Genomic DNA, 23,826 nt, shown 5'->3' with positions numbered 1-23,826 from the left:
ACTGATGACACCCCACGCGCCCCCGCTGCCCGAGGACGCGCACCTGCTCGCGTTCAGTGACGCCGACGCCGAATTCTGGCGCTCCGGCCGCTGCGACGTTACCTGGGATGTGGTCGGTTCGCAGCTGCTGTGGACGGCGGGGGCGCAAGGCTCCGGGCGGGTGAGTGAGGACGCGCGTCCGGTGTTTCTGGGCCAGCTGCACGGCGCGGAACTCCCACGGTCCGGTTTTGCGCGGGCGGCAACGCTGTTCTGTACCACAACCGGTGCCATGTACCGGCCACATCCCTCCGAGACGGACCGTCTATCGCGTTTGCAGCACGCACTCTGGGAACGGCGGGGTGTGACGCTGGACCGGTCCGGAATTCCGCTCGCGGAACTTAATGCTCCGATCGCGTCGGTCTTCTCCACAGGTGTACTTGAAGCCGCAGCCCGAGGCATCCCCGCCTGGGTCACTTATCCCTCACCTCCCGCTTGGCTGGAGGAGTTCTGGGAACGGTACGGCATGTCCCGTTGGGGAACTGAACCGACACCCGCTCCCGCCCGTCCGGATCTGGAACCGGCCCGCGCTATTGCAGAAATCGTTGTCCAGCAAGTGAGGGAAGTTTCGTGAATATCCTGTGCGTGATACCGGTCCGCGGCGGATCCAAGGGGATTCCTCGTAAGAATATCCGCGACTTGGCAGGCAAGCCGCTGGTCAGCTGGACCATTGAGCAGGCGCTGGCTGCGGACTGCGGGCTGGACGTCCTGGTGTCCACCGATGACCATGAGATCGCGGAAGTGGCCCTGCAAGCCGGCGCCGACGTGCCGTTCCTGCGGCCGGAGGAACTCGCCCGGGATGAAACAGCAACGGAACCCGTGGTGCAGCACGCCATCGAATACCGCACAGCGCAAGGCAGGGAACCCGACGCCGTCATGCTGCTGCAGGCAACCTCGCCCATCCGCCATCCCGGCACCCTTGACCGCGCCGTTGCGCAGTTCCTTGACTCGCGCGTGGACTCGCTGGTCGGCGTCGTGCCCCAAACCCCGTTCCTCTGGACGGCAGGGGACCCGCCCATGGCCCAATACGCCGTCGACCGCCGGCCCCGCCGCCAGGACCTGGCCGAGGGGGACTACCGCTACCGGGAAACAGGTTCCCTCTACTTGACCCGCACGGAGATCTACCGCAAGTTCTCCAACCGGCTCGGCGGACGCATTGGTCTCTTCGTGATGGAGGAGGCCGAAGGCGTGGACATAGACACCGAACTGGATTTCAGCACCGTGGAGCAGCAGATGCTCGCATCCAGGCAGATGCAGGGGACAGAAAAGGAAGCCCGCAGATGATCATCGAACGCAATACCCTGCCCTACATCGTCTTTTCCGAAGATCCTGTGCTCACCGGTCTCCAGAAAATCACGGCCAACCAGGAACGCATCGTCTTCTGCGTGGACGAGCACGGCGTGCTCCAAGGCTCGCTGTCCGACGGCGACTTCCGCCGGTGGATCGTCGAAAACCCTGCTGAAGGACTGAACGTCAGCTGCCTGGCCGTCGCAAACCGCGCCGTCCGCAGCGCAAGCCACACCACCAGCCCGGCAGACCTGGCCGTGCTGATGCCCCGCAACGTCAGCCACCTTCCGCTGGTGGACGCACGCGGGCACCTGCGTGCCATCGCCGTTGACCGGGCTGACGAAATGCGCATCGGCCGGCACCACATCGGACCAGGCCACCCCGCCTTCCTCATCGCCGAAATCGGGAACAACCACAACGGTTCGGTGGACCTGGCCAAGCGGCTGGTGGACCTCGCGCAGGAGGCCGGAGCCGACGCCGTGAAGTTCCAGCTCCGGGACATGAAGTCGCTCTACCGCCAGTCCAGCGGCAGCTCCGCCGGCGAGGACCTGGGCACGCAATACACGCTGGATCTCCTCTCCCGGTTCTCACTGGACGCTGAGGACCTGTTCACGGTCTTTGACCACTGCCGGGACCAGGGCATTGATGTGCTCTGCACGCCGTGGGACATTGCCAGCGCCCAGTCGCTGGTTGATTACGGGCTACCGGCGCTCAAGATCGCATCGGCGGACCTCACCAATCACGAGCTCCTGCGGAACGTGGCTGACCGCGGCGTCCCGCTGATCGCCAGCACGGGGATGTCCCGGGAAGACGAGATCCGGGAGAGCGCTGCGCTGCTGCGCTCGGCAGGCGCCGCGTTCGCCCTGCTGCACACACAATCGACGTACCCCGCGCCCTTCAAGGACGTGAACCTGGCGTACCTGGACCGCCTGGCCGAGATCGGCCAGTGCATCGTTGGGTACTCGGGCCACGAGCGCGGCTACCACGTGCCCATTGCCGCCGTCGCCCGCGGGGCAAGGATCATCGAGAAGCACTTCACGGTTGACACCACCATGGAAGGCAACGACCACACGGTCTCCCTCCTTCCCGAAGAGTTCGCCCGGATGGTCACCCGGATCCGGGAGGTGGAGGAGTCCATCGGCGGGAAATCGCCGCGGACCGTCTCCCCGGGCGAGATGATGAACCGCATTAACCTGGCCAAATCGCTGGTGGCGGCCCGTCCCATCGCGAAGGGGCAGGTGATCGGCAGCGCCGACGTCGACGTCAAGAGCCCCGGGCGCGGCCTGCAGCCTAATGCCCTGCCGCTGCTGCTGGGCAGGACCGCGCCAAGGGATGTGGCCGAAGGGGACTTTTTCTACGAGGGCGACCTCCGGGACCACGCACCGAAGGGGAGAGACTTTGACTTCCGCCGCCCGTGGGGGCTGCCGGTCAGGTATCACGACCACGAGGCGCTGATCAAGGACTGCTCGCCCGACTTCCTGGAGTTCCACTTTTCCTACAAGGACCTGGAGATCGACGCCGACTCCGTGTTCACGGCGCCGCTGGATATGGGCTTCACCACCCACTTGCCGGACCTTTTCGCGGGCGACTTCCTGGTTGACCTGGCCTCGGAGGACGGCGCGCACTGGGAGCGGTCCATTGCCGAAGTCCAGCGGACCGTTGATATCACCCGCTCGCTGACCCGCTGGTTCAAGCAGGAGGACGAACCCATCATGGTGGTGACCATGGGCGGGTTCACCAAGGACAGGCACATTCCGGCGCAGGAACGGGCACGGAAGTACGCGCGCGTGGCGCAGGCCCTGCAACGGCTGGACACCGACGGCGTCCGGATTGCGGCCCAGACCCTGCCGCCCTATCCCTGGCTTATGGGCGGACAGCAATTCCACAACCTATTCCTTGACCCGCACGACACCGCCGAGTTCGCGGCACAAACGGGGACCAGACTGTGCCTGGACGTCTCGCACACCAAGCTGGCCGCGAACTTCCTGGGCATGCCCTTTTCCGAGGCCGTTGAAGCACTCGCCCCGCACACCATCCACCTGCACATGGTTGACGCCACGGGCGTTGACGGCGAGGGCGTGCAGGTAGGCGAAGGCGAGGTGGACTTCGCTGCGCTGGCCAAACAACTGGACAGGCTGAGCCCTGAAGCCGGTTTCATCCCCGAGATCTGGCAGGGGCACGTGAATGACGGTGCCGCATTCTGGACCGCTCTGGAACGGCTCGAGGCATGGTACTGAGCGGGCGGGAAATGACAATGACGGCGGTCCCCACAGCCTTGTGGGTGGTTCCCGTGGCGGACCTCGGGGGCGTGGCACGGCACGTCCTTGACGTCGCCAGGGCCGGGCTGCCGGGGTGGCGCCTGGTGGTCCTCTGCCCGGAAGGTCCGCTCGCCGCGCTGCTGAGGGAAGGCGGCACCGCCGTCGTCACCGGGCCGTTCGGGCCGGCGGCCGGCTTCCGCGCATCACTGCAGACCATGGGGCGGACTGTGCGAACCCTGCGGCCGGCCGTTGTGCACAGCCATCTCTCCTATGCGGACGTGGTGGCTGCGTGTGCTTTGGCGGGGGACAGGCGTACCCGGCTGGTCACCACCGAACACGGGATCGCTGCCGACGACCTCGTGTACCACGGGTCGGTTGCCAAGTCCCGCATCAAAGCAGCGCTGCACACCCTGCGCCTGCGCCGTGCCGATGGGATTATCGCGGTATCGGAGGCCACGCGCCGGGCCATGGAGGCAAAATGGAACCCCGGCAAGTTCATTAAGGTCATACCGAACGGCGTGGACCGCTCCTCGGGTGGAGGATCCGCTGGCGCCTCCCGGATGCCGGCGACGGAGGGGCCGCGCGTGCTGTCCCTCTCCCGCCTGTCCCCGGAGAAACGCCTCCCGGACCTGCTGAATGCCTTCGCGAAACTGCACGCGGACCTCCCCGGCGCCACCTTGACCGTGGCCGGCGAAGGGCCTATGCGCGGCGAACTCCAAGAGCTTGCCGGGCAGCTTGGCATTGAGCAGGCCGTCACCTTCCCCGGATTCCTCGACGCGGGCGAAGCAATGGCCGCGGCCGACGTCCTGGTACAGCTCTCGGTCTGGGAAAACTGCTCCTACACCCTGCTGGACGCTGTCAACGCCGGGCTGGGCGTGGTGGCGACCCCCGTGGGCGGTAACCCGGAAATCCTGCCGCCGGAGTGCCTGGTTGACGCCGGCGACGTGGACCGCATCGTGGAGGCGGTCAAGCGGCAGGCAACCGACGTGGATCAGCGGCCCAAGCTAGATCCACGGTGGCCGGACATTACCGCCATGGCCGCCTCCATCGCCCGGAAGTATGTGGAGGTAGGCCGGACATGAAACAGGCATCCGCGCTCGCTGAACCCCGGACCGCCGCAGGCGCACCAATAGCACCGTTTGTGGTGCTGATGTTTTCCGCGATGTTCCTGGATGCCGTAAACGTGCCCGGCCTTGGCGTGCCGGCGAACTCGATTGCAATGGGACTTGTAATGCTGTTCGCGGCTTTTGCGCCGTATCGGGGCCCGAAGTTGGCCCTTGCCCTCGCGCCTCTGGTTGTTGCCGTGCCAGTGTGGCTTTTCCTCACCTCACTGCTCAACGGTGATGTCGATATGCGGAGAATCCTCAACATCTCTCTCTTCGCAGCCGTAATTCTCGCAGTCGCCTCTGGCCGATTGAACCGCGTCGCGATCGGGCGGGGGCTGGCGATAGGACTGGTGGCGGGCATCGTTTGGGGTGCCATCACGCTGCCGCAGAGTTCCTACATCGGACGGATGACAGGTCCTTTTGGCGACCCGAATGCTGGCGGATTCCTGATTGCTGTCTGCGCAGCGTTGGCCATCCCGGCCCTCACTAAAAACTGGCAGCGCGTGGGGCTGATCGCCGTTTGCCTCGGCGGTGTGTACTTGACCGAATCCAGGACCACCATGCTTGCGGTGGCGATCATGGCGGTCTGGGTGGTCCTTGGCCGATTCGGGTCCCGGTGGTTGGGTATGGCAACCGTGGGCCTGTTGATGTGGTGGGTGAGCACTATCCCGCAGGACTCCTTCGCCACGGGTGCCTTTGCGGACAGGGCAGGAAGCGACGCACTGCGAGCCCGCATCTTTGCCTTGGAAATCGTGGACGTGGACCGGAACCCGCTGATTGGCAACGGCGCGGGCACTGCCCGAATCAACGTGGACGGACTGACATTTTTCTATCACAGTTCATACCTCGCGCTCCGTGCGGAGACCGGCTGGGTGGGCTTCATAATTATGGCCGCCCTGTTGGGGATTGCGTTCCTCGCCCTGATCCGACTGCCGCGCGGGCAACGCAATGTCTGGTATGAGGCGGCGCTGCTCGGAGTTGCCGTCTGCGCGTTGAACCTGGGCGAGGTGCTGCTGACGCTGCCCACAGCTATCGCACTGGGACTGGCAATGCAGTATGAGGCGGCCCAGAAGCTGCCTCCGGCAGCACCACCCCGGCGCGGTCTCAGGAACCGGGGATCACTGGCGCCGCCGTCACGCCGGAAGTGGAGGATAGCCGCATGAGGGCGACCAAGATGATACTCGCAACCAACAACGGCGACGTCGGCGGCGGCGAGGTGATGCTTCTGGCGCTGGCCATGCAGGCCAGGGAGCTTGGAGTCTCCGTTTCGGTAGTGGGTCCCGCGGCGCCGTCAACGCTCGTGGAAGCATCCCGCGCCGCTGGTCATCCCACGGTGGTCCTTCCGGCGTCAAGCCGGGCCGGGTACATGGTTGCGCTGCGGCACTGGAGACTGACTCATCCTGATGGGCTGCTGTGGTGCAACGGGCTGGTGCCGTCCGCCGCCACGGCCCTGATGGGCCGTCGCGTGGTCCACCTCCACCAGCTGCCTCGGGGCGCACAGTCCATCCTCGCGGGGGTTGCCAGAAAACGCGCAGCGGCCACACTTGTCCCCTCCCGTTCGTTGGCTGCACGCCTGCCGGGTTCAATCGTCCTGGAAAACTGGGTGGAGGAGGTCCGCCCCGCCCGGCAGCCCCATGAAGGAGCCGTTCGTCTCGGTTTCCTCGGCCGGCCCTCGCTTGAAAAGGGCGTGGGTGTGCTTGCCGCAGCGCTGCAGCAGCTCGACGCGCAGACTCCTGGAAGATACCGACTCGTGCTGGCGGGAGAACCACGCTTTACCACGGACGCCGCACAGCGTGAACTGGAACAGGCGTTGGCACCCGTAAATCATCTGATGGACCGCCCGGGCTGGATGGAGCCAGCCAAATTCTTTGGTGCGGTTGACGTCATGGTGTGCCCGTCGCTGGTGCCCGAAAGCTTTGGTCTCGTTGTCGCAGAGGCCATGTCCGCCCGTGTCCCGTTTGTCATCAGCGACGCCGGTGCGCTGCCGGAAATAGCAGGTCCCGAATGCCCATGGGTGGTTCCGGCAGGCGACGCGGAGGAACTGGCCAAGGCCATCAGGAAGGCAGTGGACGACGGCGGATTGGTCTATGTGACGAAGGCGTATGAACGCTGGCTTTCATGTTTTTCGCCGATGGCCGGAGGGTCGCGTCTTGAAGCACTGCTAAAACAATGGGGCGTAATACCAAGCCCCTCCTTTTCAGGAGGAAACGCATGAATTCCCAACTGGAAGCATCCATCGTTGTGCCTTCCCGGGGCGGCGCACTCCGCCTGCCCATTCTGCTCTCAGCACTGTCTCGGCAGGACTGCGCAGACTTCGAAGTGATTATCGTAGTCGATGGGGACATGGATAATAGCGCCGAGGTCCTGGGGCGGTGGGCTGCAGAACATCCGGACATGGCCCTGCGGATAATCGTCTTTCCCGAGAACAAGGGGAGGGCGGCAGCCTTGAATGCAGCGGCCAAAGCAGCCAAGGGTCGCGTGCTGATCAGGTGCGATGATGACCTGGAGCCCGCCCCGGACTACGTCCGCAAGCACCTGGCAGAGCACCGGGGAGATCCTGTCGGCATCGTAGGTCTGTGCAGGAACATTTTCACGGAAACTGCGTATGCACGTGTCTACGGCCGGGCAGTTGACGAGCGTTTTCGCGCGCATGCCCTGGCAACCAGTAGCGACGACCAGTGGCGGTACTGGGCCGGCAACGTTTCCGTGCTGAGGGAAGTTCACGAGCGGCTGGGCGGCTACGACGAGCGGTACCGCGCTTACGGTTGGGAGGATGTTGATTTCGGCTATCGCCTCAAGAAGATGGGTATTCCCGTCCGCATCCAGCCCTCACTGACCACCGCACACCACGTGGCGGCAACGACGACAGGCGTCAGGGCTATACGTGCCCTCCATTCCGGGGCAGCGAGGGAGATCTTCATAGCCAAACACGGTCCCGAGCCCTTGGCAGCGATCCCACAAAGCCCAAGCCTCTGGTCAACGTTGGTGGCTCTGGCCAGCACCTTCGCAAACGAGCGGACCATCAAAGTAGGTGGATTGGCTATTGACGCGGCATTGCCAGTACTTCCGAGGCGGCTTGCAGAAAAGCTGGTGGCGCTGGCCGTGGAGTCAGCGGGGCGGGCGGGGATAGTCCATCCCCATCGAGCCAGAACACATTTCTGAACAACCGCTACACCGAACTTGCACTGAGAGGGGTGAGGAATGGATACCGAAATTGACCGGGCATCGCCTGTAAATGTGGCGTCCGCGAAGCCGAGACCCGAAATTGCGATAGCCCACGACTACCTCACACAGCGGGGTGGAGCCGAACGAGTTGTGCTAGCCATGCTCCGGGCTTTTCCCGAGGCGACGATTTATACGACGCTTTATCACCCGGATGACACCTATGCGGAGTTTAGGTCCGCCAAAATTGTCACTTCTCCTCTCAACCGCATTCCGCTGTTCCGGCGTGATCACAGGCTGGCGCTGGCTTTGCTTCCGCACGCTTCATCCATGCTTAAGATCCCTGCCGACATTGTCATCGTATCCAGCACGGGCTGGGCACACGGCTTCCACATGCCAGGCAAGGTGTTCGTATACTGCCATTCGCCCGCCCGCTGGCTGTACCTTACAGAACAGTACCTGGGACGTCCGGCATGGCAGTCGCCGGTGGGGTGGGGGCTCACGCTCCTAAAGCCGTTCCTGCGCTGGTGGGACGGCCGGGCAGCGAAGAGGGCGGATAAGTATGTGGCTAACTCCACAGTGGTCCGGCAACGGCTCAAAGACGTTTACGGTATCGAGGCTGAGGTGTTCCATCCGCCGCACAGCGTGGATATCAGCGGCGAGCGTACCCCCGTGCGTGGAATTGAGGATTTTGTTCAGCAGGGGGGTCACTTCCTCATCGTTTCCCGCCTGCTGCCCTATAAGAACGTGGGCGAGGCGATAGAGGCGTTCCGTTATCTCGATGAGCGTCTCCTGGTAATCGGGGCCGGACCTTTGGCCGCAGACTTGAGGGAATCCTGTCCGGCAAACGTCAAGATTATTGAACATCTGACCGACGCGCAGATGCGGTGGGCCTATTCGCTGTGCCGGGCTGTTATAGCTCCCTCCCATGAGGATTTCGGCATCACCCCCCTGGAGGCTGGTGCCTGGGGTAAACCCACGATTGCTTTACGCGGTGGGGGTTACCTGGACACGATCGTCGAAGGGATAACAGGGCGTTTCATCGAACGCCCCAGCGCACAGTTCATCCGGGATGCTGTTGAATCATTCGATCCAGCCAGATGGGACCCAGAGGCGATCAGAGCGCACGCAAACACGTTTTCCGAGGAGCGGTTCCGGGAGCGTCTCCGGCGCGAAATTCTTGATTTTGGAAGAGAATTGGAAGGGTGACTTCACATGGCAAGAAGGACGCAGATGAGGAAACTGAATGCAGGGATGCCATGTTTGCCGATCTAAGAGTTGTTTGCCGGCTGATCCGCCGACCAGTACGTGTTTGGGTGCTGCTCGCCGTCTTGGGGTCCTGCGTCATTGCAGCACTGGACATGATTGGTGTTGCTGCCACACTCCCGCTTATGCAGCTTGTGACAGGCGCCGACCCGTCGCAGGGAGTTCTAGTGCACGTCTCGAATCTTCTGGGTACAAAGGACGAGCAAACACTGATCTTGGCAGTAGCCTTGGCGGTCGGGCTTGCATTCGCGCTCAAGAGTCTGGCTACCGTCGCATTCCGTTGGTGGTTACTCGGCCATACAACCAAGCTCGAGGCTGAGGCCGCAACGGAACTGCTGCGTCGGTATTTATTAGCCCCCTATTGGGCGCACCGTGAACGTGAAATTTCGGTTATTCACCGTAACCTCGCTTCATCCGTTAGCCAGACCTTTGGCCAGGTCTTCCTCGGTCTCATAGGCCTTCTTGCAGACGCGCTAACGCTCGCCGCCATTCTCGTTGTCCTGCTGATCGTTTCACCTCTGGTGACAATCTTCGCCATTGCGGTCTTTGGACTGCTCGGCTGGGCCATCCAAAGGGCCCTGAAAAAACGTCATCTGCAGATCGGGCTGGCCATGGCAAAGTCGGATCTTGAGGCGTGGACTGCTCTGATGCCTGGCTTGAACGGATTCAGAGAGGCACGCCTTTCGTCCAGTGCGGACCTGTTCGTCAATAGGTTCGGGCAAGCTAAAGCCGATCGGGCACATGCCAGCCGACTTGCCTCGCTGGTTTCCGAAATACCCAAGTACATCCTTGAAATGGGCTTCGTCCTTGGAATCGCGGGCATTGCCTTAGTGCTGTTCAGCACGGGCACGAAGGAGCTGGCTTTGGCCGTTCTTGGTGTTTACGCTGCTGCTGCCGTACGTCTCCTACCGACCATGAATAGAGTTGTTGCCACCATTGGCGGGATACGAACGGGCCAGGTGGGGATGCGAATACTGGCCGAAGAGGTCGAGCGTCTTGACGCTGACGGCTACCACTCAGAGTCCTCTCCGTCATCGAAGATATTCTCGGGGGACGTTGTGTTGGACCACGTAAGTTATAGATACCGGGACTCTGACGTATTCGTGGTACAGGAAGTTTCCACCAAAATTATTCGTGGACAGACAACGGCGTTTGTCGGCTCCAGCGGCGCGGGGAAAAGTACGCTATTGGACGTCATCCTCGGGCTCCTTGAACCAACATCAGGCACAGTCAGCTCGGGGGGAGAAAATATTTTCGACGACCTTCCTAGCTGGTATTCAGGGCTGGGAGTAGTACCTCAGGACGTTTTTCTCCTTGACGACACGCTCGCGGGCAATATTGCCTTTGGCGTGGACCCTCGAGCCATCGACCGGGACCGTCTCCTGGAGGCGGTCCAGCTCGCGCAGTTGGCACCCCTTGTCGAGGAAATGCCCGCCGGCCTTTCCACTCGCGTGGGCGAGCGCGGAGTGAGGTTGTCGGGTGGGCAGCGACAGCGCGTTGGAATAGCAAGGGCTCTGTACCGCAAGCCGTCAATACTTGTGCTCGATGAGGCGACAGCAGCATTGGATAATGCCACGGAGCGAAAAATCTCGGACACGATTGATTCCCTTAGCGGTGCTATGACTATTGTGCTCGTGGCCCACAGGCTTTCTACGGTAAAGAATGCTGACAAGGTCGTCTTTATGTCTGATGGTCGCATCCAAGCTGAAGGAAGTTTCGCTGAAGTAGAGCGCCAGAATGCGGAATTCGCCCACCTTGTGGCACTCGGAAAGCTTGGATAAGGATGGAATCATTCCAAGAACAGCGACGAAAACGCTTCATCATGATCACTGCTGCTTTGCCTTGTGCTAAGCCGGATAATGCTGGCGGCCGTTACGTTAAATGGGTCAGCGAGGCGGCATCGAAATCCGATGATGTGTTTATCATTGCTCCGGACGGGCCAGCGGCTCAGAGGGCTCTGAAATCTGGCGGTGTTCCTCGCTATCAATTGTTAGGCAGGTCTGCTGGCCGAATGGCAAGCTCTTGGGACCGCGCGCTAACCCGGCTGCTGTCAATGGTTGCCCCTTCCTTGCCGCCTTGGCGGTTTGTGATTAGTTTGCTCCGGGACCGGCAGGTTCTGGAGGCAATCAGACACGCGGATGTCATCGACCTGCAGTGGGAGGAATATGGAGCCCTCATCCCGATGTTGCGTCGATTCAACCCTGAAGCACTGGTTGTATGTACATTCCACGACGTACTGTCTCAGCGCTACGGCCGGGCCTCCCAGGGAGCCACTTCCCACGTAGCGCGAATGAGGTGGGCGTGGGCAGCATCAACTGCGCGCCGTCTTGAACGTAGCATTGTTCGAGCGGCGGACAAGGTCGTTCTGCTGAGCCAGAAGGATGCAGATCTGCTACCGGCGGGAACAGCAGAAGTCCGTGTGGTTACCCCACCTCTTGCCGCCGGAATGGAACACGTTGACCGTTCAACCCCGGTTCTAGGCGAAATACTTTTTGTGGGGTTCCTTGCCCGGTGGGAGAACGAGGAAGGACTTCTCTGGTTCCTTGCCGATGTATGGCCGCGAATAAAGGCTGCGGCGCCGGAGGCCCGTTTCCGTATTGCCGGCCTGGGTGTCCGTTCAACAACCGTGGAAGCTGCGAGGCTGTCCGATGTTGAGTTGTTGGGCTTTGTTGATGACCTGGAGCCTTTTTATGAGCGGGCATCCGTCGTAGTGGTTCCTGTCCGGCTTGGAGCCGGCGTCAAGTTTAAAGTGGTGGACGCCCTGATGGCTGGGGTCCCACTCGTGACCACGACGGTGGGGGCGGAAGGCATTGGCGATCCGTCCTGGTTCACGGGAATGCACGATGACGCACAGGCGTTTGCGGATGCTGTTCTTCACATACTTCAGGAACAGGGCAAGGCCGATCACCGAAGCGCGGAAGTCCGGGAGAAGGCTCTTCGGGTCTACGGGTGGGAACAATTCACCGATGCATTGTGCCATGTTTACGGCCCCTTGCTCCTAGAAGGAATATCGAAGCAGAAAGGTAGCCTGTAATGGCTGAGGGCCCCAAGATCGTCTTCAATCGAACGCGCAGCCCGGGGGAAGCTATCGATGTGAGCGTCGTCATCCCCGTCTACAATGGCGCTTCTACCTTGGCTGAAGAGCTCATTGCATTAGCCGGGCAGCAAACGCGCCTGCCGTTTGAAGTAGTCATTTCGGATAATGGCTCAACGGACGACACCGTCGAGGTGGCGATTAGAGCAGCGGATCAGTTTGCAGCCTTCACCATTGTCGATTCCGGGCAAGTCCAAGGGGTTTCACACGCCCGGAATGAGGGTGCCCGCGCTGCTCGGGGGCACAAGATACTAATTTGCGACGCGGACGATGTTGTTTGCCCTAAATGGGTTGAGGCACTTGCGGACGGGCTGGGCCGGTATGACGCCGTGGGGGGTGCCGCGCGGCTCGACCGGCTGAACCCCCCTGAAGTCGTGGGAACCCAGCCCCCGGTCACGTTGGGGCTAGGCAGGATCTTCGGCTTCCTACCGTACGCCCTAGGTGGATGCATTGGAGTCAGACAGGAAGTGCTTTTGGCCTTGGGAGGTTTTGACTCCTCCTTTGATCGTGGTCACGAGGAGGCCGACTTCGCATGGCGACTCCAGCTTGCTGGTTACTCTTTAGGCTGGTGCCCGGAAGCCATTGTTGACTACCGCCAGCGGCCGGACAGCTATGGAGCCGCCCGGCAGAACTTCTATTACGCCAAATCTTCCGTGCTCTTATGGTGCAGATATGCCACCGGCCATCCACTCGGCCCAATTTCTTTCCGTGGAAGCCTCAGCACTCTGCTCAGCCGCATGCTGACGTCCTACAGGTTGATCCGTACAAGTACCCGCCGTGACCAGGCGCGGGCACTTGGCTGGGCCATGGGGGTGGTCGCGGGTCATGTGAGTTACCGGTTCCTAGGGCGGTCGCCTCGGGCACACATCATGGACTTCGAAGCGCGCGTTAACTAAGGGTTGAGAGAAGTATGGGCTTATATAAGGATGTTCTTGGGGCAGCAGTTAACGGAGCAAAATCCGGAAAGCATCAGGCATTTCTGGCCAAGAAGTGGACAATGCGAAGGACCTACCCCTTTCGCCAACAGTCGAAAGATGCGATTCTCCGATTCGCGGACAGGGCCTCCCCTTATGTGTACGACCCTCAGAACTATTCAGGCCAGTGGTTAACCCGCGATATGCTGCCGGGTTATCCCCGTCCCCTCGACCGTGTCATTTATTGCTTCTGGACCGGCAGTAATGCGATAACGCCTAATCGCCTTGTTGGGCTTGAGAGCATGATCGCCCAAAATCCAGGCATAGACGTGCGGCTCATCACCCCAGACAAGCTTGACGGCTATCTTCTACCTGGAGAGCCCCTCCATCCTGCCTTCCACGATCTTTCTTTAGTGCACCGGTCAGATTACCTGCGCTGCTACTTCATGAATTTTTGGGGCGGCGGGTATTGCGACATCAAGACGTTGCATCACTCTTGGTCGCCTGCTTTTGACAAACTCGACGCGGATACCGGCAAATGGGCCCTCGGATACCACGAGGTGGCTTCGGACATGACGGCCAGGCTCCCGGGCAGGCTGGGCCGGGATGTCCGGCACCGTTACGGCAGACTTATTGGAAACGGTGCCTTCATCATGAAACCCCAGACGCCTTTGACCCGAGAATGGTATAGGCGCCTGCTTGACCGGATGGATTTTTATGCTGAAGCGCTCAAGCGCCATCCTGGCAATGAAAGGGGAGATAATCCTGGATATCCTATTCCTTGGATTGATATCCTCGGGAACATTCTTCCGCCGATCGCCCTGAAATACCATCATCGTCTTATTCAGGACGATACCGTCCGGCCAAGCTTCTTAGACTACAAGTAACTCGTTCCCTCAGCTTCCAACCTGGAGCCAAACCTATCGGTTCTGCCCAGACAGCTCCCGGGAAAGCTCCACCGACTTCTGATCTTTATATGAGCCAAGGTCAATGCTTCCGTGCTTCCGTCCGGATCTTCCGGCAGCTTCGACCAGTAGAGAAATGATCCGGCTTGCCACTGGAAGCGGCAGCACGGCCAGAAAGCGATCTACCGCCTTGCCGGCAAGTGCATAAGCTTCCCGCGTCCGCAGCAGAAACGTCAGGCTCCCCACGCCGGCATCCCAAATCCTGCCCTTGACACCTCTCGGCCGTGGGGGAGGAGGATGGGCGCCCGTGTGAATGCTGTCGAAGAGGCGGCGTGAGGCGCCAGAGACAAAGGCGCGTCCCGCCCGTGATCCCACGCTGGTCGAGGGTCCCCTGTGCAGGGTCTCGAGGTCAGGATCAACGATGATAGAAATCACTTGCGAAGCGATTCGATATCCCAACTCCGAGTCCTGGCCATAAACGAAGCGAGGATCGAAACCGCCGACGGACAGGAGAACTTCCCTCGGAACCGAGTTGTTGGCAGCCCAGCCGACCCAGCGGTAGGAACCGTCCCTGCGATAGGCGGCGGCCAGGGCGCGCTCGTTGGCTGGAATTCCGTATGCCCTCGCATAGGGTGAATCGGCGAAGACGTCCCGTGTGGGGCCGATCACGCCGACAGGTCGCCCCTCTTTGTGATGCCGCATATGAAGGCGAAGGAATGAGGGACCGGGGGACAGATCGTCGTCGCAACGGATCACTATTCGCCCGTGTGCTGCGCGAATACCGTTGTTCATAGCGGCAACGACGCCTTTTGCTTCTTCATGGACCAATGGGACGATAGGAAGGCGATCACGATACGAGTCGAGTAATTCAGCCGTCGCGTCAAGATTTCCGTCGATGACGATAACGAGTTCCCAGGGCTTGTCGTAGTCCTGCGCGGTGAGTGCATCCAGCAAAACAGGAAGACGGTGAGCTCCCCGGTGAGTAGGAACAACTAACGAACATTCGATCCCATTCGCGGCGTCGTCTATGCTACGTCCCATCGAACTTTCCTCTTCCAGCCTCCGCGGAGTTGGCTGCCAACAAATAACGTTGGCCGGCCGTTTAGTCTCTTTTTCCTCATAGACTAATGGCAAGCATTCCAGATTGTTAACTGGCGCTCCACCCTTGCTCGACCATGACGCCCAATTCGGTGACCCCGCCAGACAGAAGCCCCATTGGTGCAGAGCTGGTTCCTCAGCCTATTCCGAGAGAACCGGTGCTCGTATTCGCCTAATGAGCTGTGAGCATGATGGCCAAGATGATAGAGGCAAATGAAATCGGCGAGAAGGGCTCTGCGGCAGGCACAGCAACGATCAGAGCCTGGGACAGACAGCACCCAGTCCCTGATTTGCCTGAACCACCTGCCACTGTCAGCGTCCGCGGCCGCCTAGGCTGACGAGCCTTCCACGGAGTTTGTGGCGGGCGACCCGGGTGACATCTGCCCACCGTACCAGTCGATGCCACCAGCGTGTTCCGTGCAGGGGCTCGAGGATTCGGTCAGCGCGTTCCTGCTCAGATGCTCGGAGGGCCTGGATCGCCGGCGACGCTGAGCTGGTTCCCATTTCCGTTCTAAACCGGATACCTATGAGCGCAGCGGGCGGGCGGCGCTGGTTCAAGATCAACCAGTCGTCGCCACCCCAGATTCTCATCTCCTCCGGGATAGGGACGTAGTCGGCACGGCGCATGCACATGAACGTGCCGAATCCGAAAATTGTGCCGGACCCGCGTGCCAGCCTGTGGCCTGGGCGTGCAGACGTTGACTCGGTGAAGGTCGACCGGTCCGGCCCGACGATCCCGAACCGGCCACGCTGGAGGATCTTTGCGGTATGGGTGAAAGCCACAGGGTCGAACACGACATCGTCGTTGATAATGGCAAGATACTCCCCACGGGCTTCACGCGCCCCCAGATTCCACGCGGGGTTCACGAAGATGTTCTGCTCCTGTTGAAGGACGCGTACGTTGGGCGTCTTCCAGATCAGTGGCTGCGGCGAGTTGTTGATAACGAGCACCTCGAGTACCAATGGGTGCGCGGCACAGATGGAGACAATCTCACCGAGCCGGTTCGACTTCTGTAATGTCGGGATCACGACAGAGAATCGACCGGGGGTCGAATCATTCATGTCCTCATTCGTACTCACGCCGTAGCCCGCCTCCGTCGACAAATGATTCGCGCCGCGGACGCGGCGGAATATGGATCAGTATCAGATCGGCCCGCTGGGAGCTTCGGATCCCGTGGATCATCAATGATGATATTCGCCCCGCATTCGAGGATTGTAAGCTACTCATAATGTCGTCCCGTGAGATGTGACCCATGACTTGATCTCAGAATGAAAAACGTGTCGGTCAAATCTTTCAGTTTGTTTGCGGCAGTTCTCAAAGGTAATTGCCTCCAAGGCGCTTGCCGCCGCCCTCATTTCCGACCTTGAAAAGCTTTCCAGGAGAAGTCCAGAGACGCCATGCCTGACCGATTCAGCCGTGCCTCCTACCGTGCTAGCTATAACCGGTGTCCCGGTAGCGTTTGCTTCGAGGGGCATGATGCCGAAATCTTCGACTGCAGGAAAAATGAAAGCCCAGGCTCTCGCGTACAACTCGCGGAGCAGCGGCTGCGACGGCCGGACCACGAACCGCACCGGCACTGTTGCTGATTCTGCCAACTCCCGGAGTGCGGACTCCTGCGGTCCGGAACCGGCGAGTACCACAGGAATTTGATTGGCCTCCCCGAACGCGATGGCACCGTCCAGTCTCTTGTACGGAACGAAACGTGAAGCCCCGAGGACGAATGTCTCTGGCAAGGATTCCAGTAGATCGCCTTCAACGGGGGTAAGGAGCGCAATTTTGCTGCTGCTGTAATACTCGACGTCAACTGGCGGATGGATGACCTCACAGTCCCGCAGCCAGGCGTTCTGTATCCTCTCGCGCACGTAATGACTCACAGCCGCAATCGAGGTGGCTTCCTGGGCACGTGCACGGTCGATAGTCTGCAGAGGCTTGGAGATAGCCCGGGCTGCACGTGAATTGCCCCGATCATCCAGTTCCGGATTCCATACATATCTCGCCGGAGTGTAGGCGTAAACATATTTTGGAACTTGCTTTCCGGCACCGGAAAGTTTCGCGTGATGCGCGAATAGATGCGAGCTGCAGAGCATCCAGTCGGGGCGCTCTGGAATCTTGAGAGACCGCCATGTGGGCAGGGTGAAGGGAAGAGCGAGGGCCTTGCGCCGGCGGAGGGGAGTTTTGGACAACCAAGATTCGATGACACTCCGCTGCGCAAACCGTTTCGGATAGTCATCCCACAGGCATGCAATGGTTGCGTCCGGGAAAATCATCGCGAACTCTTCGGCGACTTTCTCGGCACCGCCGTATTGCTCTATCCATTCATGAACAATCAACCCGGGCAATCCGCTGTCCTCTCCGTTTCCCGGCTTAGACCAGGTGTTTCTGGTTGGCCAGGTCGTGTTCCACCATCATCGAGACCAGGCTCCTGAAATCCACCTGCGGCTTCCAGCCCAATGCGGCATGGGCTTTACTGGCGTCGCCGACTAGCGATTCCACTTCGGCCGGACGGATCAACGCCGAATCTTGCGTTACGTAGCCTGACCAGTCGGAAATTCCGACGGCGGCAAAAGCCACATCTAGCAGGTCACGGATGGAGCGGGACTCGCCCGTCGCAATGACGTAGTCATCCGGTTCGGGCTGCTGGAGCATCCGCCACATGGCCTCCACATAGTCGCCGGCAAACCCCCAGTCCCTTCGGGCGTCCAGGTTTCCCAAGGCCAATGTTTCCTGCAGGCCGAGTTTGATCCGTACAACTGCCAAGGTGACCTTGCGGGTGACGAACTCCGGTCCACGCCGGGGAGATTCGTGGTTGAACAGAATGCCGCTGGAAGCATGCATTCCATACGATTCGCGGTAATTGATGGTCATATGGTGGCCGTAGGCCTTGGCCACGCCATAGGGGGAGCGGGGCCAAAGCAGCGTCCGCTCGGTCTGCGGCACCTCCTGGGCCTTGCCGTACATCTCGGACGAAGACGCCTGATAGAAGCGGACTTTTCCAATGTCGCTCCCGGCGTAAAGCCTGGTTGCTTCGAGCATGTTCAAGACACCCAAGGCAGTCACGTCACTGGTTAAGGCGGCGTTCTCCCACGAGTACCCGACGAAGGAAATGGCGCCCAAGTTGTACACTTCGTGCGGCCCGGCAATGCTCAGGACACGGATGAGGCTGGAGACGTCAGTCAAGTCTCCGGTCAATACCTTGACCTCCGGGATGATCCGGTGAAGAAGCTCACGTTTTGGGTTGCTCTGCCCGCGGACCAGGCCAAAGACAATATAGCCTTTGCTGAGCAGAAGTTCGGCAAGGTAGAGCCCGTCCTGACCCGTTATGCCAGTAATGAGTGCCCGTCTCGGGGAATCCATTCCTTGCAGATCCATTGATTTGCTCCCCAGCCCAACTTGGAATTCATGGTCTCTGTCCCTCGTTCACTCTACGCGCTGTTGGCGGCGGAGAATCAAAAACTAAAGCAGTTGGCGTTTCAAATCCGCGATCTGCGCATAGAGTGAAACGTATGAAGGTACTGGTCACTGGGGGTGCCGGCTACATCGGATCGCACACCTCGCTTTGTTTGCTTGAAGCAGGACACGAAGTTGTTGTTATTGACAATCTGTCAAATTCGCAAGTCATATCCCTTCGGCGCGTGCAACAGTTTGCGGGACGCAATATCGACTTTCGCGAAGTTGATTTGCTGGACGAACGAGCAGTGGAAGCCGTTGTTGCGCGCTCCGGAGCTGACGCCGTCATACACTTCGCCGGACTGAAAGCTGTCGGCGAGTCAGTGGCAAAACCGCTGATGTACTACCAGAACAACATCGTTGGAACCCTGAATCTGTTGCATGCGATGGACAACGAAGGCGTGCGGACACTCGTCTTCAGCTCCTCCGCCACTGTGTACGGAGCCTCCGAGGAAGTCCCCCTGACGGAAAAAACGCCCCTGGATGCCACTAATCCCTATGGCAGGACGAAAGAGCAGATTGAAGACATCCTGTCGGACCTCAGCTCAGCCGACCCCCGTTGGAGCATCGCCCTCCTGCGCTACTTCAACCCGGTAGGGGCTCACCAATCAGGCCTGATCGGCGAAGACCCTCGGGGCGTTCCCAACAACCTGCTACCTTTTGTCGCGCAGGTTGCAGTAGGCCGGCGCGATAAGGTGCTCGTCTACGGCAATGACTATCCGACGCCGGATGGCACGGGAGTGCGCGACTACATCCACGTCATGGATTTGGCAGCCGGCCACGTAGCCGCTTTGGACTTCCTGAAGTCGAGGACAGGGACGTTTCAATGGAACCTGGGCACCGGCCGGGGATCCTCCGTGCTTGAGGTTATCCGCGCCTTCGCCGACGCGGCCGGACGTGAAATACCCTATGAGTTTGTTGCCCGCCGCCCTGGGGATACGGCTGTCAGCTATGCGGACCCTTCCTCCGCCCTTGCGGATCTGGGATGGTCGGCCCGAAGGGACCTCGCCAGCATGTGTGAGGACCACTGGAGATGGCAGAGGACGAATCCCTTCGGCTACGGGGAACCGAGTTGAGCAGTTCGGCAAGCCGCGGAGAGCCCGACCGCAGCTCCCGACACTTAGGCGGGAGATTTCTTGGCCTTGACGGCCTGCGTGGCATCGCTGCACTGATCGTGGTCTTCACGCACTGTGGACTAATCTTCCAGGCTTGGGCAGGAGGGCCTCGTCCCTCGGACATGAACCAGGTGGAGCCATGGGCGAAGGCGATTCAACATTCGCCTTTGCATGTAACTCATGCCGGCGGCGAAGCGGTCTTCGTCTTCTTTATCCTTTCGGGCTTCGTCTTGGTACTCCCCTTTCTTCGCGGGCACCGCCCCGCTTGGGTGGGCTACTTTCCAAAGAGGCTGCTTCGGATTTATCTACCGATCGTGGGATCGGTTCTGCTGGTAGCACTGACCATGATTTTGGTCCCCCGGGTCGCTTCTACTCAGCAAACTTGGTGGGTGAACTCCCATGACGGTGGCCTAAGCCCCTTCGGTCTCGTCCGCGAGGCACTTGTTTTGCTCGGAACAGGCAGATACAACTCGGTGCTGTGGAGCCTCAAGTGGGAGATTCTTTTCTCACTGATGCTTCCTGCCTATGTCCTGGCTGTGAGGTTGTTCGGGCGCTTTTGGCTGGCGGGAACCGGCGCGATGATCTTGCTCAGTGCTGCGGGATTTTCCCTCGACAATGCCTATCTTGAATATTTGCCCATGTTTGGAATTGGCGCTTTTCTCGCGGCAGGCAAGGACCAGATCTTGATCCTTGCAGAGCGGCGCCCGATAGGAGATGCGTCAATGATGGGCGCAGCAGTGATTCTCTCCATGCTCTGGTCTACAGCATGGCTCCCTCTTCCGAGACTTTTTCTGCTTGTGGCTTGCACGGCACTAGTCGTGGCGTTCATGGTCTGGAGCCCGGCCCTTCAGCTGTCACGCGGAAGGGTCATTTCCTGGCTTGGTACCAGATCATTCAGCCTTTACTTGGTTCACGAGCCGATCGTCGTGTCAACAGCACTGATATTCCCTGGGAATCCGTGGTTTGGGCTGATCGTCGCCTGGCCACTCCTTCTGCTCCTCACGGAGGTCTTCTTCCGCTTCCTTGAGGATCCCAGCCGCCGCCTGGCTAACCGCGTTGGAATGGGCGCAACCGGCCTGATAAGCCGGGGCTGGACGGCCCTCCCCGAAAGCATGCGAAGGAAGTAGCAGTCAGGCGGTTTCTACGGGGAGAACCAATTGGCAAAACATCTGGCACGGTCCGCTGTCCGGCGCATCTCCCGGAGACAGCGTGTGGCTATCCGCCTGGCTGTGAGCGCGGGCACCGCCGCCCTTGCTGTGTGTGCTGTCGGATTCCAAGCTGTGGGATCGGTTCCTGTCAGAGGCCAGATGGCTGCCGACGGCCCCGGTCAAGGCCTTACAAAGGTAGCTGCCACCTCGGCGAGCCGCTGGCCCGTCCCAATCGCCGTCGTCGTCTCGGCCCCGGCAGATACCCTTCTGTCCTACAGCCGCTCGGTGGTCCTCACCGGAACGACGAAACCAACCGGGTCACTTCACGCGGCCTCAGCGGGGCTGCGGCGGCCCGCGCCCGACACCCTGACGGCAGCGCTCGAAGATCTGACACCGAGCTCACCCTACGGGCTGCGGACCAGCCCGATCACCGGAGCAGCGGGAGAGTTCCACTGGGGCCTGGACTTCTCCGCTCCCTGCGGAACGCACGTCTTCTCAGCTGATGCCGGCGTAGTGCGGGCCGTAGGCTGCCACCAGTGGGGCGGCGGCAACCGGGTGGAGCTTGATCACGGCAAGGCTCATCACCACCTATAACCACCTTGAAGGCGTCGGCGTGAAACAAGGTCAGTCGGTGCAGGCGGGCGAACTCATTGCCAAGGTCGGAACCACAGGTGCGTCCACTGGCTGCCACCTCCACTTCTAAACGGTCTTGAACGGCAGCCACGCCGATCCTGCGCGTTGGGCACTCCAGCCTCTGACCCTCGCGGAGCGCCCGGCTGATACCACCATGACTGATTTCCGCGATTCGGCGGCGACGCCTCCGGCCTGGGCGGTCTCCGCTGCGCAGATCCGGAGCCACAGCCATGCCGCGGACGACGACGGGCACGCACAGGGGGAAAGCAAGGCTGAGGTTTCGTCTTCCACCCCTCCTCGGCCCCCTGCTGTCGCCCCTGCTGTCACCCCTGCGCCTTCCCCTTCCCCTGAGAAGACTTCGGCGTCAGCCCCTGCGCCAGCACCCGCTCCCACCCAGAAAATGACGCAGGTGCCCGTCAAGGAACAGGACGCCGAACCATCCGCTGTTCCGTTAGCGGGTCAGACAACAGCACCGTCCGTACTCTGAGGCTGTTCAGCCTCCCGGTAACTCCAAGCACCGTGGGTAGACTAGGCCAGGCAGACGCAACTGCTTGCCAGAGGTATGGAGAAACATTGTCGGAATGGCTCGAAGTCGGCGCGGACAGCTGTCTGCTGGTCATGGAGGGTTCGTTGCTGAACACTGGCCGTATTAGTGGATCTGAGCGGGCCGTGTGGTCATGAACGTCTCGCGAGCACCTGTGAGCGATGGCCTTGCCTGGTTACCGGCGCACAGGTTTTTTCATGAGCTTTCCCCCCGGGCGCGGGTGGTGCTGAGCCAGTTGCCGCTCACGGTGACGATGGTCCTGGTGACGGGCATAGTGCTGGTCTTCCATCCCGCACTGCTGCTGGATCCGGTGTTCAAGGCCGGGCTAATGCTCCATGCGGTGATGTTCATCCTGGCCTTGGCCGTCCCGTGGCAGCGACTCCCGCCGGCAGCTTCCCTTGCCGTCCCTGTCCTGGACTTTGTCCCGATCGGAATGATCCGCGAGTCAGGCGTGGAAACCGTTCCCGCCCTCGGGGCCATGGCTGTCCTTCCGGTGGTCTGGTTGACGAGTTCGCAGCTGTACCCGCGGTTTGGCCTGGCAATGAGTTTCCTCGGCCCGCTGCTGGCGGTCTGGGTCCCGCTGCTTCTCCGTGGCTCTGCCGCCGGAGAAGAGTACAGCGTGGTGGTGCTGTTGCCGGTTCTGATGTTCGCCACGGGCTTCGCCGTCCATACCCTGAGCGCCAGCAGGGACCACCAGCAGCGCACCCTGGAGGAGGCGCGGGGCCAGCTGCAGGCGGCGCTGGATAGCTCGGCACGCAAAGAACGGCTGATCAACACCGTCGTTGACGCAGTTGGCGTCGGCGTCCTGGCCCTGGACGCCGGAGGCAGCAGCACCCTCAGAAACCAGCAGCAGAAGCGCAACTACGCACTTGCATATCCTTCTCCGGCTCCCGGCCGGGAGCCGGAGGTGCACATCTATGGCCGCGGGGGAAAGGAACTGCTCGTTCCCGAGATGCGGCCGGAGCGCCGGGCAGCCAGGGGAGAGGACTTTTCCGACTATCTGGTCTGGATCGGCGAAAACGGCAAGCAGCGGGTATTTTCGACGTCCGCCAGGGCAATCCGCGACGATGGCAGGTTCGATGGGTCGGTGGTGACCTTCACCGACGTCACCGCCCTGATAGAGGCCATGACCGCCAAGGACGCGTTCCTTTCCAACGTCACCCACGAACTGCGCGCCCCGTTGACGTCGATTCTGGGGTACACCGAGGTGCTGACTGCCAGGGAAGACCTGCCGGGGGACGCCGGCGCCATGCTGCAGGTCATCCAGCGGAACGGTCAACGGCTGCAGAGACTGGTTACGGATTTGCTCACAGCAGCATCGGGCTCGGTGGATGTGCGTCCGGAGCCGGCGGACCTGGCCGAAATCATCGGGTTCAGCCTGGCCACGGCGGTGCCGCTGGCCGGCGCAGCGGGCGTGAACCTGGTCAACGAATCAGCCCCCCAGGTGCCGGCCCTGATAGATACGACACGAATGGGCCAGGTTCTGGACAACCTGCTCTCCAACGCCATCAAGTACTCGCCGGACGGCGGGAATGTGACGGTGCGTGCCGGCGCCACCAAAGAGGGTGTGTTCTGTTCGGTCACCGATACCGGGATCGGAATGAAGCAGGAGGACCTGAGGGAGCTCTTCACCAAGTTTTTCCGGTCCGAGACCGCACGGAAATCCGGGATCCCGGGAATAGGCTTGGGGCTGGCAATCACGAAAACCATCGTGGAAAACCACGGCGGCAGCATCACATGCACCAGCAAACCCGGCAACGGATCAACATTCACGCTGACTCTGCCTGCCATCCGCTGATTCCAGGGGCTACG

General features: G+C 60.9%; 21 protein-coding genes. 17 read left to right on the top strand and 4 right to left on the bottom strand.

All coding sequences use genetic code 11. The annotated features are described in order from the left end of the window. Positions 1–4 precede the first annotated feature (4 nt). The 12 genes from C3B78_RS20130 (at position 5) to C3B78_RS15415 (ending at position 14,010) form a co-directional block, all read left to right on the top strand. On the top strand, positions 5–610 hold the full coding sequence (locus C3B78_RS20130; RefSeq protein WP_234005423.1) for a hypothetical protein: 606 nt from the start codon (positions 5–7) through the stop codon (positions 608–610). Continuing rightward, positions 607–1,320 carry an acylneuraminate cytidylyltransferase family protein gene (locus tag C3B78_RS15465; protein ID WP_104998839.1) on the top strand — a complete coding sequence of 238 codons (714 nt, stop codon included), beginning with the start codon at positions 607–609 and terminating at the stop codon, positions 1,318–1,320. The genes C3B78_RS20130 and C3B78_RS15465 overlap by 4 nt, the downstream gene beginning before the upstream one ends. After that, positions 1,317–3,560 (top strand): N-acetylneuraminate synthase family protein, encoded by a 2,244-nt coding sequence (locus tag C3B78_RS15460; protein ID WP_104998838.1) that lies wholly within the window; start codon positions 1,317–1,319, stop codon positions 3,558–3,560. Before C3B78_RS15465 ends, C3B78_RS15460 begins: the two co-directional genes overlap by 4 nt. Before the next feature lie 17 nt (positions 3,561–3,577). Continuing rightward, positions 3,578–4,663, top strand: a complete 1,086-nt coding sequence (locus C3B78_RS15455) for a glycosyltransferase family 4 protein (protein WP_158677264.1) — start codon at positions 3,578–3,580, stop codon at positions 4,661–4,663. Further along, complete coding sequence (locus C3B78_RS15450; RefSeq protein ID WP_104998836.1) at positions 4,660–5,850, top strand: O-antigen ligase family protein; 1,191 nt, start codon at positions 4,660–4,662, stop codon at positions 5,848–5,850. The genes C3B78_RS15455 and C3B78_RS15450 overlap by 4 nt, the downstream gene beginning before the upstream one ends. Then, entirely contained in the window at positions 5,847–6,902 is a 1,056-nt protein-coding gene (locus tag C3B78_RS15445; RefSeq protein WP_104998835.1) for a glycosyltransferase family 4 protein, read from the top strand. Before C3B78_RS15450 ends, C3B78_RS15445 begins: the two co-directional genes overlap by 4 nt. Then, positions 6,899–7,849, top strand: a complete 951-nt coding sequence (locus tag C3B78_RS15440) for a glycosyltransferase family 2 protein (RefSeq protein WP_104998834.1) — start codon at positions 6,899–6,901, stop codon at positions 7,847–7,849. The genes C3B78_RS15445 and C3B78_RS15440 overlap by 4 nt, the downstream gene beginning before the upstream one ends. Positions 7,850–7,888: 39 nt before the next feature. Further along, complete coding sequence (locus tag C3B78_RS15435) at positions 7,889–9,058, top strand: glycosyltransferase (RefSeq protein ID WP_104998833.1); 1,170 nt, start codon at positions 7,889–7,891, stop codon at positions 9,056–9,058. Next, positions 9,055–10,896 carry an ABC transporter ATP-binding protein gene (locus tag C3B78_RS15430; protein WP_104998832.1) on the top strand — a complete coding sequence of 614 codons (1,842 nt, stop codon included), beginning with the start codon at positions 9,055–9,057 and terminating at the stop codon, positions 10,894–10,896. The genes C3B78_RS15435 and C3B78_RS15430 overlap by 4 nt, the downstream gene beginning before the upstream one ends. A gap of 2 nt (positions 10,897–10,898) precedes the next feature. Then, positions 10,899–12,149 (top strand): glycosyltransferase, encoded by a 1,251-nt coding sequence (locus tag C3B78_RS15425; protein WP_104998831.1) that lies wholly within the window; start codon positions 10,899–10,901, stop codon positions 12,147–12,149. Beyond that, positions 12,149–13,105 carry a glycosyltransferase family 2 protein gene (locus C3B78_RS15420; RefSeq protein WP_104998830.1) on the top strand — a complete coding sequence of 319 codons (957 nt, stop codon included), beginning with the start codon at positions 12,149–12,151 and terminating at the stop codon, positions 13,103–13,105. The genes C3B78_RS15425 and C3B78_RS15420 overlap by 1 nt, the downstream gene beginning before the upstream one ends. 101 nt (positions 13,106–13,206) lie before the next feature. Next, on the top strand, positions 13,207–14,010 hold the full coding sequence (locus C3B78_RS15415) for a hypothetical protein (protein WP_104998829.1): 804 nt from the start codon (positions 13,207–13,209) through the stop codon (positions 14,008–14,010). A 33-nt stretch (positions 14,011–14,043) separates the two neighbouring features. Here C3B78_RS15415 and C3B78_RS15410 read toward each other — a convergent pair whose 3' ends face one another. From C3B78_RS15410 to C3B78_RS15395, 4 genes are all read right to left on the bottom strand, one after another. Further along, complete coding sequence (locus tag C3B78_RS15410) at positions 14,044–15,069, bottom strand: glycosyltransferase (RefSeq protein WP_104998828.1); 1,026 nt, start codon at positions 15,067–15,069, stop codon at positions 14,044–14,046. A 369-nt stretch (positions 15,070–15,438) separates the two neighbouring features. Next, positions 15,439–16,188, bottom strand: coding sequence for a glycosyltransferase family 2 protein (locus C3B78_RS15405; RefSeq protein ID WP_104999831.1), 750 nt, complete (start codon positions 16,186–16,188; stop codon positions 15,439–15,441). Between the two features lie 162 nt (positions 16,189–16,350). Then, positions 16,351–17,466, bottom strand: coding sequence for a glycosyltransferase (locus C3B78_RS15400; RefSeq protein WP_104998827.1), 1,116 nt, complete (start codon positions 17,464–17,466; stop codon positions 16,351–16,353). 25 nt (positions 17,467–17,491) lie between these two features. Continuing rightward, positions 17,492–18,481 (bottom strand): GDP-mannose 4,6-dehydratase, encoded by a 990-nt coding sequence (locus C3B78_RS15395; protein WP_104998826.1) that lies wholly within the window; start codon positions 18,479–18,481, stop codon positions 17,492–17,494. A 149-nt stretch (positions 18,482–18,630) separates the two neighbouring features. Here C3B78_RS15395 and galE point away from each other — a divergent pair, with 149 nt between their 5' ends. The 5 genes from galE (at position 18,631) to C3B78_RS15370 (ending at position 23,812) form a co-directional block, all read left to right on the top strand. Continuing rightward, positions 18,631–19,650 (top strand): UDP-glucose 4-epimerase GalE, encoded by a 1,020-nt coding sequence (gene galE, locus C3B78_RS15390; RefSeq protein ID WP_104998825.1) that lies wholly within the window; start codon positions 18,631–18,633, stop codon positions 19,648–19,650. After that, positions 19,608–20,816, top strand: a complete 1,209-nt coding sequence (locus tag C3B78_RS15385; protein ID WP_104998824.1) for an acyltransferase family protein — start codon at positions 19,608–19,610, stop codon at positions 20,814–20,816. Before galE ends, C3B78_RS15385 begins: the two co-directional genes overlap by 43 nt. A gap of 180 nt (positions 20,817–20,996) precedes the next feature. After that, positions 20,997–21,431 carry a M23 family metallopeptidase gene (locus C3B78_RS15380; RefSeq protein ID WP_234005422.1) on the top strand — a complete coding sequence of 145 codons (435 nt, stop codon included), beginning with the start codon at positions 20,997–20,999 and terminating at the stop codon, positions 21,429–21,431. Between the two features lie 19 nt (positions 21,432–21,450). Next, on the top strand, positions 21,451–21,540 hold the full coding sequence (locus tag C3B78_RS20125; RefSeq protein WP_324778179.1) for a M23 family metallopeptidase: 90 nt from the start codon (positions 21,451–21,453) through the stop codon (positions 21,538–21,540). Between the two features lie 697 nt (positions 21,541–22,237). Then, a complete protein-coding gene (locus tag C3B78_RS15370; RefSeq protein WP_158677263.1) occupies positions 22,238–23,812 on the top strand; it encodes a sensor histidine kinase in 1,575 nt (524 codons plus the stop codon). Positions 23,813–23,826 lie beyond the last annotated feature (14 nt).

Source organism: Arthrobacter sp. PGP41 (assembly GCF_002953935.1).
Classification (GTDB): Bacteria; Actinomycetota; Actinomycetes; order Actinomycetales; family Micrococcaceae; genus Arthrobacter.
Note: the sequence above shows the minus strand (reverse complement) of the source record. Positions and strands in the feature narration are given on the sequence as shown.